The 13,405-nt window shown below is 74.2% G+C and carries 7 protein-coding genes and 2 pseudogenes; 3 read left to right on the top strand and 6 right to left on the bottom strand.

The genetic code is table 11. The annotated features are described in order from the left end of the window. Positions 1–11: 11 nt before the first annotated feature. The 4 genes and pseudogenes from AB0K43_RS07110 to AB0K43_RS07095 form a co-directional block, all read right to left on the bottom strand. Positions 12–1,124: a molybdopterin molybdotransferase MoeA gene (locus AB0K43_RS07110; RefSeq protein WP_363636751.1), complete on the bottom strand. Its 1,113-nt coding sequence runs from the start codon at positions 1,122–1,124 to the stop codon at positions 12–14. A gap of 86 nt (positions 1,125–1,210) precedes the next feature. Beyond that, positions 1,211–1,453: pseudogene (locus tag AB0K43_RS07105) on the bottom strand (DUF6457 domain-containing protein); the annotation flags it as partial. Positions 1,454–1,566: 113 nt separating this feature from the next. Next, positions 1,567–2,124 (bottom strand): annotated as a pseudogene (locus AB0K43_RS07100) (NTP transferase domain-containing protein); the annotation flags it as partial. A gap of 38 nt (positions 2,125–2,162) precedes the next feature. Beyond that, positions 2,163–3,035, bottom strand: a complete 873-nt coding sequence (locus AB0K43_RS07095; protein WP_363636644.1) for an MBL fold metallo-hydrolase — start codon at positions 3,033–3,035, stop codon at positions 2,163–2,165. A gap of 312 nt (positions 3,036–3,347) precedes the next feature. On the opposite strand from AB0K43_RS07095, the gene manA reads away from it, so the two are divergent. Both manA and AB0K43_RS07085 read left to right on the top strand, forming a co-directional pair. Continuing rightward, positions 3,348–4,541 (top strand): mannose-6-phosphate isomerase, class I, encoded by a 1,194-nt coding sequence (gene manA / locus AB0K43_RS07090; protein WP_363636642.1) that lies wholly within the window; start codon positions 3,348–3,350, stop codon positions 4,539–4,541. A 130-nt stretch (positions 4,542–4,671) separates the two neighbouring features. Then, positions 4,672–5,598 (top strand): NADP-dependent oxidoreductase, encoded by a 927-nt coding sequence (locus tag AB0K43_RS07085; RefSeq protein ID WP_363636640.1) that lies wholly within the window; start codon positions 4,672–4,674, stop codon positions 5,596–5,598. Between the two features lie 105 nt (positions 5,599–5,703). On the opposite strand, the gene AB0K43_RS07080 is transcribed toward AB0K43_RS07085, so the two are convergent. After that, positions 5,704–8,331: a PKD domain-containing protein gene (locus AB0K43_RS07080; protein ID WP_363636638.1), complete on the bottom strand. Its 2,628-nt coding sequence runs from the start codon at positions 8,329–8,331 to the stop codon at positions 5,704–5,706. 356 nt (positions 8,332–8,687) lie between these two features. Further along, positions 8,688–11,498, bottom strand: coding sequence for a replicative DNA helicase (gene dnaB / locus AB0K43_RS07075; RefSeq protein ID WP_363636749.1), 2,811 nt, complete (start codon positions 11,496–11,498; stop codon positions 8,688–8,690). Between the two features lie 564 nt (positions 11,499–12,062). Between dnaB and AB0K43_RS07070 the strand changes: the two genes are divergently transcribed. Next, positions 12,063–13,391 carry an MATE family efflux transporter gene (locus AB0K43_RS07070; protein ID WP_363636636.1) on the top strand — a complete coding sequence of 443 codons (1,329 nt, stop codon included), beginning with the start codon at positions 12,063–12,065 and terminating at the stop codon, positions 13,389–13,391. Positions 13,392–13,405 lie beyond the last annotated feature (14 nt).

Genomic DNA, 13,405 nt, shown 5'->3' with positions numbered 1-13,405 from the left:
CCCCCGGCGGCTCACGGCACCTCCAGCAGCTCCACCCGGTCACCCGCCGGCAGACCGCCCGGCGGCACCACCGCCAACGCCTCGGCCAGCGCCAGTCCACGCAGCATCGCCGGCCCGTCGAAGGCCAGCGGCGCCACCCCGCGCTCGGTCCGCACCACCGGCAGCAGCCGGGTGTCCGACGGGTGACCCGGCAGCGCCGCCGCCACCGGCTCGATCCGGTGCGCCGGCGCCGGCCGGCCGCTCAACGCCGCCAGCAGCGGCAGGGCCAAGGTCACCGCACCCGCCACCGCCGCCAGCGGATTGCCCGGCAGACCCACCAGGTGCCGCCCGCCCGGCAGCTCGGCCAGCAGCATCGGGTGCCCGGGCCGCACCGCCACCCCGTCCACCAGCAGCCGTGCCCCGGCCGCGGCCAGCGCCGGATGCAGGAAGTCCACCGGCCCGGCGGCCGTACCCCCGGTGGTCACCACCAGATCGGCGGGCGAGCGCAGCACCGCGTCCCGCAGCAGCCCGAAGTCGTCCCGCACATGCCGCCGGGCGATCAGCTCCGCCCCCGCCGCCGCCAGCCACGGCGGCAGCAGCGGCCCCAGCGCGTCCCGGACCAGACCGGGCCGCGGCAGCCCGGCGTCCAACAGCTCGTCCCCGAGCACCAGCAGCTCCACCGTCGGCCTGCGGTGCACCGGCAGCCGGTCGTGGCCCGCGGCCGCGGCCAGCCCCAGCACCGCCGGCGTGACCACCCGGCCGGCCGGCAGCAGCTCCTCGCCCCGCCGGCACTCCTGCCCCCGCGGCCGGACGTCCTGGCCCGGCACCAGCGCCGGGCCGCGCAGCAGCCCCCGCTCGACCCGCCCGTGCTCGCGCCGCAGCACCCCGGTCGCCCCCGGCGGCAGCTGCGCACCGGTGGCGATCACCACGGCCGCGCCGTCCGCCAGCGGCTCGGCCGGCTGCCCGGCCAGCACCCGGCCCGCCTCCCGCCACGGACCCGGCCCGGCCACCGCCCAGCCGTCCATCGCCGAGGTGTCGAAGGCCGGCAGGTCGGTGAGCGCCGCCAGCGGCTCGGCCAGCGTGTGCCCGAGCGCCGCCGCCAGCTCGACCACCCGGACGGCCAGCGGCCGCCCGCCCGCCAGCAGCGCCGCCCGGCGGGCCCGGGGCCACGCGCAGTCCCGCAGGACCGGCGCACCCGCCACCGCCTCCCGGCCCTGGTCCGTCAGGGCCGTCACGGCTGCTGCTCCGCCACCCAGCGCTCGGCCAGCGCGGCCGCCCGCGCCCCGGCCGCCGCCACCGCCTGCGCACCGCCGCCCTGCTGCGCGGCGGCGTAGCCGACCAGGAAGGCGGTCAGCGGGGCGGCCGGGCGGGCGACCCCGTGCGCGACCACCCTGGCCAGGTCGAGCAGTCCCGGCACATCGACCTCCAGGTCGATGCCCAGCTCGGTGCCGACCGCGGCGATCCAGTCATCCAGCGTGCGCTCCATGCTCCCCATGCTGCCCGATCCCGGCGCCGGTGCGGCACCTCGGAGGGTGACCATCAGGGTTCGGTCTGCTCACCGGCCCCCGCCGCCGGCTGTGCGGACGCCCGCCGTCTGGCCAGCGCCAGCTCCCGCCAGGTGTCGCAGTCGAACGCCACCGCGTCCCGGTCCGCCAACCGGGCGGTGCGCAGCAGAGCGAGCAGACGGCGCAGCGACTGCCCCGCCGGAGCGCCCAGGCCCGCCAGGGCGGCCCGCAGGGCGGCGGTCCGGTAGGCCGCGGTCAGCGGCTGGTCCCGGCCGTCGGCGTCCACCAGCAGTGCCGCGTCCAGCTCCGGGTCGTCCAGCGCGGCGAGCAGCCGCTCCAGCGTGCGGCGCTCGAGGAAGGGCAGGTCGGCGGCGAGCACCAGGACCCGCTCGGCGGCCACCAGGCCCAGGCCCGCGGCCAGCGCCGCGACCGGCCCGCCGCCCGGCGGGTCCTCCCGCGCCCAGAGCACGCCCCCGAGCTCCCGGGCCGGGCCCACCACCACCGTGCGGCCGGCGCCCGCGCAGACCGCCACCACCCGCTCCAGCAAGGTCCGCCCGCCGACCACCAGCCCCGGCTTGTCCACCCCGCCGAGCCGGGCCGCCGCGCCCCCGGCCAGCACCACCGCGTCGTACGCCGCCATGCCGCCAGTATCCCCGCCCGGCCGCCGGGCCCCGGGGCTCAGTCCTCCGGGTCCTCCACGATCTCCGCGTCGATGATCGCGCCGTGCTCGGCCTCGTGCTCGTGCGGTTCCACCCGCCGCAGTTCGGCCGTCCGGGGCGCGGTCGCCGCCGCCGCGCCCAGCTCCAGGATGGCCGGCAGGGTCAGCCCGCCGTAGCGCTCGTTCACCGCCGCGGCCAGCGCCTCCGGATCGTGCGGGTGCGCCGCCAGCGCCAGGTCGAAGTCCCGCAGGTAGTCCCCGGTGAACCGGAGCACCCGCGCCGCGTCGTCGTCCGCCCCCGGCGCCCGGTGCCCGGCGATCACCCGGTACACCCCGAGATCGGCGATCCGCCCCAGGTTGCGCCCCCACTCGATCCGCTGCTGCAGGTCGGTGTCGGCCGTCCAGACATGGGTGCCGTTGTAGACGAAGTCTCCCGCGAGCACCGTCCCGATGCTGGGGATGTGCACCACGGTGGAGTCCGCGCAGTCCCCCTGCCCCAGCTGCAGCACCCGGATCAGCTGCCGGTCGATCATCAGCGGCTGCGGCAGCAGCGCGGCCGGCAGCAGCGGCTGGTCCGGGATGTCGGCGCCGAAGACCGGCTTCCACTGGGCGACCTTCGCCGCGGCCGTGTGGGCGATCCCCGCCACCACCGACGGGGCGGCCAGCAGCTGCGCGGCCGGGAACAGCCGCAGCACCTCCTCCGCCCCGAAGTAGTGGTCCGGATGCTGGTGGGTGACCACGATCGCCAGCAGCTGCCGGTTCTTGCCCGCGACCCACTCGGCCAGCTCGCGGCCCGCACTGCGGGTGAGCTGCGCGTCCACCAGGATCGCCGCCCGCTCGCCCATGATCAGGCTGGAGGTGGCGAAGAACGCCGTCTCGGGACCGGTGAACACCTCGACCTCCAGCGGCCGGACCGGCGGCTGTCCCCGGTCCGCTCCGCCCGCTCCGGCGGTCCCCTCGGGCGACGACGGCGTCACTTCTGCTCCCTGGTCGGCGCGGCGGGCCGGCTCGGCCCCGTGCGCTACCAGCTTGGAAGGAAGCCCCCGGGAATGCCGGGTAGGCGCGCCCGGGCGAGTGCTCGGGCGACCCGCCGCCGTTACCCGCCCGACAGCCTGCCCGTAGCCGTCCTCGGCTAGAGTCTGACGCTCACCGGCAGACCAGCCAGGGACCGGACACCCGGTAGAGAACGGATCAGGGACAGCGCGATGGACAGGCTCCGGAACACCGTCCGCCCCTACGCGTGGGGGTCCGTCACGGCCATCCCCGAACTGCTCGGCCGGCAGCCCACCGGCGAGCCGCAGGCCGAGCTCTGGATGGGCGCCCACCCCGGCTCCCCCTCCCTGGTCGACCGGGGCCGCGGACCGCGCTCGCTGGCCGAGGTGATCTCCGCCGACCCGGTCCGCGAACTCGGCGCCGAGGCCACCGCCAAGTTCGGCCCCACCCTGCCGTTCCTGCTCAAGGTGCTGGCCGCCGGCCTCCCGCTCTCCATGCAGGCCCACCCCACCCTGGCCCAGGCCCGGGCCGGCTACGCCGACGAGGAGACCCGGCGGATCCCGCTCGACGCCCCGGAGCGGAACTACAAGGACGCCAACCACAAGCCCGAACTCATCTGCGCACTCAGCGAGTTCGAAGGCCTCTGCGGCTTCCGCAGCCCCGCCGACGCGGCCGACCTGATGGCCTCCCTCGACCTCCCCGCACTCGGCCCGCTGATCGACACCCTGCGCGGCAAGCCCGAGTCCGAGGCCCTCAGCAGCGTGCTGGCCACCGTGCTGTCGATGACCGGCGAAGGCGCCCGCCGCCTGGTCACCGAGGTCGCCGCGGCCGTGGCCGCCGCCGCTCCCGGCGACCCCACCGGCGCCATGGCCGGCTACGCCTTCGCCGGCCGCACCCACCCCGGCGACCCCGGCCTGATCGCCGCCCTGCTGCTCAACCACGTGATCCTGCAGCCCGGCGACGCCCTCTACCTCGGCGCCGGCGTCCCGCACGCCTACCTCCGCGGCACCGGCGTCGAACTGATGGCCAACTCCGACAACGTCCTGCGCTGCGGCCTCACCCCCAAGCACGTGGACGTCCCGGAGCTGCTGCGGGTGGTCGACTTCCAGGCCGGCCGGCCCCAGGTCCTGCACCCCGAGCCCGGCCCCGACGGCGCCCGCCACTACCCGGTACCGATCGACGAGTTCCGGCTGTCCCGCTACACCCTGGACGCCGAGACCCGCCGGCTGCCGGGCCGCGCCCCGCAGATCCTGCTCTGCACCCGCGGCACCGCCCGCCTCACCGCCGCCGACGGCAGCACCCTCGCCCTCGACCGCGGCGAGTCCGCCTTCCTGCCCGCCACCGGCACCGACACCGCCCTGGCCGGCCCCGGCGCCGAGGTCTTCCGCGCCACCGTCACGCTCTGACGTCCCGGCCCCCTCGGCCGCCAACCCGGGACCGCCGATCCCAGGCAGAACGCTCCTCTCCTCACCCCTGCGCGGCGGTGACAGCCTCGAACCTGTCACCACGAACCACCCAGGGAGAAGGAGCGCAGCCATGCGCGCAGTCCTCGTCAAGACGTTCGGCGGACCGGAGACCGCAGAGATCGCGGAGATCGACCTGCCGGAGCCCGGCCCCGGCCAGGTCCGGATCCGCAACCAGGCCCTCGCCGTCCACCCGGCCGACCTCGCCGTCCGGGCCGGCTTCCTCGCCGCCCTCCTCCCCGAGCAGCCCTCCTACCGCCTCGGCTGGGACACCGCCGGCGTCGTCGACGCCCTCGGCGAAGGCGTCGAGGACCTCCGCGTCGGCGACCCGGTGATCGGCCTGACCCACTGGTTCGCCACCCGCAACGGCACCCACGGCGACTTCGCCGTGCTGCCCGCCGCCACCGTCGCCCCCGCCCCCGCCGGCCTGACCGCCGCCGAGGCCGCCACCCTCCCGCTGAACGGCCTCACCGCCCTGCAGGCACTGGACCTCGCCGACCTGGGCGACGGCCGCACCCTCCTGATCACCGGCGCCGCCGGCGGCCTCGGCCACTTCGCCACCCAGCTCGCCCGCTACCGCGGCCTGCGGGTCATCGCGGTGGCCCGGGCCACCGACCGCGAGGAACTCACCTCCCTCGGCGCCGAGTTCGTCGAGGCCGGGGACCAGGCCGTCGCCACCGTCCACCGGCTCGCCCCCGGCGGCGTCGACGCCGTCCTCGACACCGCACTGACCGGCGCCGCCCTGCTGCCCGCCGTCCGCGCCGACGGCGTCTTCCTCGCGGTCCGCCCGCCGGCCGCCCCCGAGCCCGAGCGCGGCATCCGCGTCCTCGTGGTGAACGTCCGCCCCGACGGCCACCAGCTCGGCGAGCTCACCAAGCTCGCCGAGGACGGCCGCCTCACCACCCGGATCGCCGCCGCCTTCCCGCTCGACCAGGTCGCCGCCGCCCACGCGCACGCCGCCCGCCCGGGCGTCCGGGGCGCCGTCGTCCTGACACCCTGACCACCACCCGGCCCATCCGGGCCGGCCACCGCACGACAACGGCCCGGGCCCCGGAGCGGCGTGGATCGCCGCTCCGGGGCCCGGGCCATCAGGACCGCCGGTGGATCAGTCGTTCTGGTAGTAGCCGAACATGTCGACGATCAGGTCGAGGTTGCCGTCACTGACGTTCCAGAAGTCCACGATGCCGTTGCTGCCGGCGTTCGCCTGCACCAGGTTCGGCACCGTCCCACCCGCCCGCCAGTTCAGCGTGGACACCGACGGCGTCGCCGGCCAGCTCGCGTACCCGCCCTGGTAGGCGGCCAGCGAGTTCGGGTCCGGCGACACGGTGAGGTGACCCGAGTCCGCCGTGTTGGTCACCGTGCTGTTGAACACGAACCCGGTGATGTCCGGGTGGCCCGCGGCCAGCGGCATGTAGACGTAGCCACGGCCGCCCACCGGCCCGTCGCCCCAGCTCGCCGCGTCGCGGGTGTCCAGCAGCCGCTCCGGGTCGATCGGCAGGTACGCGCTGCGCCCGGCCGGGCTGTAGTAGCCGACCACGTCCACGATCACGTCGGTCGGCGCCCAACCACCGTTGTGGACCCGGATCTTCCCGTCCGGGCCGACCGGCACGATCACCGAGTTGGCGATGGTCTGGCCCTCGCCGTAGTTCACGTTCGACGCCACCGGCGTCGCCTGCCCGTCCGGGTAGACGGTGAGGTGGCCGGCGCTGCGCGGGTTGGTCACCGTGACGTTCAGCGCCACCGCGGTGACCCCGGAGCCGGGCAGACCGCCCAGCCCGGAGATCTGCACCGGGACGGAGTCGTACGCGGCCACCTGGGCCGCGGCCGCGCCGGTGCCGTTGCGGGTGTCGACGAGCCGGGCCGGCGGGACCGGGGTGTAGCCGCTGGACGCCGACCGGGTGAAGTACCCGGTGATGTCGGCGATCAGGTCGACCGCGCCCCAACCACCGTTGTAGAGGTCGACGTAGCCGTTGGCACCGACCGGCACGACCACCAGGTTCGGCACCGTCTGGCCGGCCGTGAAGTTCACGTTCGACGTGCTCGGCCGCGGGTCGCCCTCCCCGTACGCCGTGATGTGCCCACCGCTGCTGGTGCCGGTGACGGTCACGTTGAGCACCACCGCCGTCACCCCGGACGGGATCCCGCCGTTGCCGACGATCCGCACCCGGGCCGAGGAGTACGGCTGCACCGGCTGCGGCTTGGCCGCGCCGGTCCCGTCCCGGGTGTCGAGCAGCCGGGTCGGTCCGTACGCCGTGTAGGCCGAACCCGCCGTGGTCACCGCGACGCTGTTGGACACCGTGATGCCCGAGTCGTCCTTCACCGTGACCGCGACCGTGTAGTTGCCCAGCTTGGCGTAGGAGTGCGAGCGGGTCACCGAGGTGTTGCCGTTGCCGCTCGCCGTCTCGGTGCTGCCGTCGCCCCAGGCGATGCTGACGGTCAGCGGGACACTCGCGCTGGTCACGCCCGCCGTCAGCGAGATCCCGTACGCGCTGGTGTTCTTGCCGCTCAGGGAGACCCCGAGGCCCGGGTTCGGGTTGGCGAGCTGGATCGCGCCCCGGCCGGTGTACGGGCTGGTGCCGTAGAAGTCCGAGGCCAGCCGGCCGGGCGCGTTCGGATCGGCCGAACCGATCACCGCCGACCCGGCCCTCGGCTGGGCGTCCACGTTGGCCGACTTGTTGGGCCGGAAGTAGACCCCGCCCGCCTGCACCGTGTCGATCGCGTCATGGGCGCCCTGGCCGCTCCCGGCCCGGAAGCCGGCGAGCGTCGGATAGGCCGTGCCCGCCCAGCCGTACAGCGCGGTGGCGTCCGAGTCGTAGACGTAGAAGGCGTTGTAGTCCGCCACCGTGCCGGCCGCCGAGTCCGCCGAGACCACCACGTCCGGGGCCCAGGCCTGCCCGGCGGACGTGCAGTTGGACTTGAAGCCGCCCATCATGTAGTCCGTGTTCGGGTTGGCGTCCTCGAACAGGTTGTTCTCGATGTGCACCCCGGACGAGGCGCCCTTGACCTCGACCGCCGCGCTGCAACCGCGCTGGGCGGTGTTGCCGACCACGTCGAGCCCGTTCACCCCGGTCGCGGTGATGCCCGCGACCGCGAACACATCGCTCGCCAGCCTGATCCGGCTGGCCCCGGCCGCGATCGAGATCCCGCTCGCGCCCGCGGACCAGAAGCCCGCGTCCACGTACGTCCGGCTCACCGTGACATCGGCGGACGCCCCGTCGACGGTGATCGCGTCGACCCCGCGGACATTGGGGTTCAGGTCCACGTAGGAGGAGTCCAGCGTGACCCGGCTGGACCCCTTCACCACCACGGCCGGCGCCCCGAACGAGGACAGCATCAGGTTGCTGATCGTCACGTCGCTCACGCCGTCCAGCGTGATCGCCGGCTTCCCGCCCGGCGAGATCCACGCCTGGCTGCCGATGCCCACGATCGAGATGCCGGAGGTCTTCACCGTCACCGGATCCTGGGTGAAGTACCCCATCGACCCGACCACGTCGACGGTGTCACCGGACTGTGCCGCGTCGACCGCGTCCTGCACCTTGCAGAACGGGGTGTCCTGGCTGCCCGTACCCGTGCCCGACGGGTAGTTGCAGAAGCCGGTCGAGGAGGCGAAGATCGTCCGGCCCGAGCCGGCCTCCCCGCCCGCCATCGGCCTGGCGGTCGAGTTCCGGGCCCGGATCGAGGTGCTCCCCGGGCTGTTGAAGGTCCTGAAGGCCGAGCTCTCGGTCTCGGTCACCGGAGCGGTGTTCACCCGGTGGGCGCCGGAGCCGGAGCCGGGTGCGTCGGCCGCGTGGGCCACACCCGGTACAAAAGCGAGGCTTGCGGCAAATGCGGCCGCGCTCGCGACGAGACGGTGACGAGACACCGACCCCCCAGTCATCGTGAGTGATGATCAGATAGAAAGCCCGCTCAGGGTACAGATTTCGCCGGGAACGAACAACACAGTTCCCCCCTCCCCCAGGAATTCCGCATTCCGTCCCCGAACCGCCACCCACAAACCACCACCCGGCCCGCCCAACCCCCCGCCGACCTGTCGGAACGTCAGATTTCGACCGCATTCGACGCAGGCGCGCGCGGGCGCTTCACATCACCTCACGTCACGTCGCGGGTCATGTCGACGAAGCGCGAGTAGTGGCCCTGGAAGGCCACCGTGATGGTCGCGGTGGGGCCGTTACGGTGCTTGGCCACGATCAGGTCCGCCTCGCCCGCGCGGGGGGACTCCTTCTCGTAGGCGTCCTCGCGGTGCAGCAGGATCACCATGTCGGCGTCCTGCTCGATCGAGCCCGACTCACGCAGGTCGGAGACCATCGGCTTCTTGTCGGTGCGCTGCTCGGGGCCACGGTTCAGCTGGGAGAGCGCGATGACCGGGAGTTCGAGCTCCTTGGCCAGCAGCTTCAGGTTTCGCGACATGTCGGAGACCTCCTGCTGACGGCTCTCCGCCCGCCGCGAACCACCGGCCTGCATCAGCTGCAGATAGTCGATGACCACCAGCTTGAGGTCCTGGCGCTGCTTCAGCCGGCGGCACTTGGCGCGGATCTCCATCATCGACAGGTTGGGCGAGTCGTCGATGTACAGCGGCGCGTTGGTCACGTCCGGCATCCGCCGGGCCACCCTGGTCCAGTCCTCGTCGGTCATGTTGCCGGAGCGCATGTGGTGCAGCGCGACCCGGGCCTCCGCCGAGAGCAGCCGCATCGCGATCTCGTTGCGCCCCATTTCGAGCGAGAAGATCACGCTCGGCAGGTTGTTGTGGATCGAGCACGCCCGCGCGAAGTCCAGGGCCAGGGTGGAGTTGTGGACCACGATGTCGTTGGCGACGAAGTTGTGGGTGCCGTCCACCGTCAGGTCGTAGACCTGCTCCTCGCCGGCCGGGACGATCGACTCCACCCGGTCCCACTGGACGTCCGAATCCGCGAGGTCCAGCAGCACCCGCGAGTCCAGCGCCTTCGCCAGCTCCATCAACCGGTGCCGGCTGACCTGCTGGCCGACGTGCCAGTTGTGGCTGCGCGGCCGACCGCAGCGCGCGCTCAGCTCCCCCCAGCTCAGCGCCCCCTTCTCGGACTTGACCAGCTCCCAGACCTCGCCCGGCACCAGGTCCGGGTGGGGCTGCCCGGTCCGCTCGCCGATGCTCTCCAGCACCTCGGCGACCTCGCGCTCCTTGGAGAAGATGCCGACCCGCGCGGCGAAGGTGCGGATCTGCTCGGTGTCGTGGATCAGGACCTGGAACGCGGGCCGCCGCTCGCCCTGGTAGGGCACCGTCCGCCGGACCACCTTGGCGACGATGCCCAGCCGCAGCAGCAGGTGCGCGACGTCGCGGGCGAGCCGCTCGCTGACCGAGCAGTAGCCGATCTGCGGTTGGTCGCCGGGCTTGGAGACCGAGGCCCAGCCGTCGGTGGCGTACAGCCGGGACAGGAAGAGTGCGATCTGCGACTCGGGAAGCCGGAAGAACACCTCGGGGACGAACGTGGAGTGGCTCCCGTGCCCCGTCAGCCCCCACTCCTGCAGCCGGGCGGTCAGCTGGTTCGGGCCGGGGACGGCGCCGTCGAAGGTCAGCCGCGACGGGTGCTCGTGCCCGTCCACCGGCTGCGCGCAGTCCCGGTCGGCGCAGGCGCGGACGCTGCCGTGGTGGGTCCGCAGCAGCAGCTGCCGGGCCCAGCGGTCGGCGTCCTGGCGGACCGGCTCCGAGCACGCGGTCAGCTGCGGCGTACCGCCGAGCAGGCACCCATCCCCGATCAGATAGCCGGTCAGGGCGACCAGCGCGCTCGGCAGTTCGGCGGACGGCAGGGCGGGCAGGCTGCGGGCGACCGCGATCCGGTCGCCGGGCCTGAGCTCCTCCAGCGGCACCCAGCCGCGCAGGGTACGGAACGGGTGGTTGGGCGTCGCGGTGATGGACCGCCCGAGCCGGGTGGTCAGTTCGAGCACCGAGCGGCGGCCGTTGTCGATGAAGTCGGACGGCCGCACGCTGCGCAGCTTCCAGTCCTCCCCGAGGGTGTGCACCTCCAGGTGCTCGCCGGCCTGGCCTCGCCGGACCAGCTCGGCGATGGTGATGCGCTCACCGCTCAACGCCTCGATAAGGACCGTACCGGCGGTAACGCACTTACCCATCGCGGGTCTCGCCGCGATCACGATCATCTGGCCCGGGTGCAGCCCGTTGGTCAGCGAGTCGAGGTCGGCGAAGCCGGTGGGCACGCCGGACATCTGGCCGGCCCGGGAGCCGATCGCCTCGATCTCGTCGAGCGCGCCCTCCATGATGTCCGCGAGCGGGGCGTAGTCCTCGCTGGTGCGCTGCTCGGTGACGGCGTAGATCTCGGCCTGGGCGGCGTTCACGATCTCGTCCACGTCGCCCTCGGCGGCGTACCCCATGCCGGCGATCCGGGTACCGGCCTCGACCAGCCGGCGCAGGACGGCGCGCTCGTGGACGATCTCGGCGTAGTACTCGGCGTTGGCCGCGGTGGGGACGGAGTTGACCAGGGTGTGCAGGTAGCCGGGACCGCCGACCCGGGCCAGCTCGCCGCGCTTGGTGAGCTCGCCGGCGACGGTGATCGGGTCGGCCGGCTCGCCGCGGGCGTAGAGGTCGAGGATCGCGCCGTGGATGAGCTCGTGGGCGGGCCGGTAGTAGTCGGCCGGTTTGAGCACCTCGACCACGTCGGCGATGGCGTCCTTGGAGAGCAGCATGCCGCCGAGCACGGACTGCTCGGCCGCCAGGTCCTGCGGCGGGACCCGCTCGAAGCCCTCGCCGCCGCCCTGGCGCTCCTCCGAGCGCTCCGCGTCGCCCCGGCCGCGCCGGGCGACCTCACCGCCCTTGCCGCCCTGGAAGCCGCCCTTGGACCCGGAGCCGGCGCCGCCACCGGAACCGCTGCCGGACCCACCGCCGCCGCCCTCGCGGCGCTGGCGGGAGACCGGCAGGCGGTCACCGGGGCCGTCCGGGAAGGGGGAGCTGGGGAAGGCGTCGTCGGACGGCTGCCAGTCGTCCTCCGGCGGGGGCGGGACGTCGTGGTCGTCGTACTGGGGGCCGGTCACGCGTCTTCCCCGATCAGCGAGTGTGGAGCGAGTTGGTACTGCCGTGCCGTGGCGCGTCCTCTCCTTATTACGCCAGCGGGCCGACAATTCCGCGCCGGGCCGGGCGGTGTCGCCGGGCGGTGGAGTCGGGGCCGCGTCCACGCTACGGGGCCCGGGGCCGATCGGCCAACATGGTTATCCACAGGCCATGTGGATAACAGGGCCACTCCTGTGGAGAACCTGCCCAAACCTGTGAACAACCCTGTGGACACCTCTGTGGATAACCACACGATCGCCCTGGTGTCAACTCGCTGACCTGCGGCAACCCTCACGGGTGGCTGTGCATGAGAAATTCTTCACACACCCCGCCGGGCCGACTTCCCCCCGCCTCCGAAGCGGGTCGACCTGGATTTCTAGTAAGTGGTGAATCCCACAGTTGTCACTTACCTGTGGATGAGTAGGCTGACAGCCATGACCACCGCCGCCCCCCACCGCCGCAGGCACGACCGCGAGATCCTCGCCCTGGCGGTACCGGCCTTCGGCGCCCTGGTCGCCGAGCCGCTCTTCCTGCTCGCCGACTCGGCGATCGTCGGCCACCTCGGCACCGCCCAGCTGGCCGGCCTCGGGGTCGCCTCCGCCGCGCTGACCACGGCGACCGGGGTCTTCGTCTTCCTCGCCTACGCCACCACCGCCGCCGTCGCCCGGCGGATCGGGGCCGGCGACCGGCGGGCCGCCGTCCAGCAGGGCATCGACGGCATCTGGCTCGCGCTGCTGCTCTCCGCGGGCCTGGTGCTGCTGACCCTCGCGCTGGCCCCGCAGGCCGCCGCGGCCCTCGGCGCCTCGCCGACCGCCGCCCCGTACGCGGTCGGCTATCTGCGGATCAGCGCCCTGGGCATCCCCGCCATGCTGATGGTGCTGGCGGCCACCGGCGTGCTGCGCGGCCTGCAGGACACCCGGACCCCGCTGGTGGTGGCGGTGGGCGGCTTCACCACCAACATCCTGCTCAACCTGGGGCTGGTCTACGGCGCCGGGCTGGGCGTGGCCGGCTCGGCCTGGGGCACGGTGCTGGCGCAGAACGCGATGGCGGCCGCGTACCTGCTGGTGGTGGTCCGCGGCGCCCGCCGGGAGGGCGCCGGGCTGCGGCCCGACCTGGCCGGGATCCGCGCCTGCGCCCGGGCCGGCGGCCCGCTGGTGGTCCGGACCGTCAGCCTGCGCGGGGTGCTGCTGATCGCCACCGCGGTCGCCGCCCACCTGGGCGACGCCGAGGTGGCCGCCCATCAGATCGCGATGACGGTGTGGACCTTCGTGGCCTTCGCGCTGGACGCGATCGCGATCGCCGGCCAGGCCATCATCGGACGCCACCTCGGCGCCGGGGACGTGCCCGGCACCACCGCGGCCACCCGGCGGATGGTCGAGTGGGGCATCGGCTCCGGGGTGCTGCTCGGCCTGCTGATGGTGCTGGCGGCGCCGCTGTACGTCCCGCTGTTCAGCGCGGACCCGGCGGTGCGGGCCCCGCTGACCGCCGTGCTGCTGCTGGCGGCGCTCACCCAGCCGGTGGGCGGGGTGGTGTTCGTGCTGGACGGGGTGCTGATGGGCGCCGGTGACGGCGGCTACCTGGCCGGGGCGATGCTCGCCACGCTCCTGGTGTTCACCCCGGTGGCGCTGGCGGTGCCGGCCCTCGGTGGCGGGCTGGTGGCGCTCTGGTGGGCGATGAACCTGTTCATGCTGCTGCGCGCGGGGTTCCTGGTGCTGCGGGTGCGCGGCGGCAGGTGGCTGGTGACCGGCGCGGTCCGGGCCTGAGGGCCCGTCCCCGG

It is taken from the genome of Kitasatospora sp. NPDC049258, from assembly GCF_040678895.1.
Classification (GTDB): domain Bacteria; phylum Actinomycetota; class Actinomycetes; order Streptomycetales; family Streptomycetaceae; genus Kitasatospora.
Note: the sequence above shows the minus strand (reverse complement) of the source record. Positions and strands in the feature narration are given on the sequence as shown.

What these genes read in the sequence shown, in the direction of transcription:
- manA (WP_363636642.1), top strand. Translation starts at nt 3,348, where the DNA reads ATGGACAGGCTCCGGAACACCGTCCGCCCCTACGCGTGGGGGTCCGTC.
- AB0K43_RS07085 (WP_363636640.1), top strand. Translation starts at nt 4,672, where the DNA reads ATGCGCGCAGTCCTCGTCAAGACGTTCGGCGGACCGGAGACCGCAGAG.
- AB0K43_RS07070 (WP_363636636.1), top strand. Translation starts at nt 12,063, where the DNA reads ATGACCACCGCCGCCCCCCACCGCCGCAGGCACGACCGCGAGATCCTC.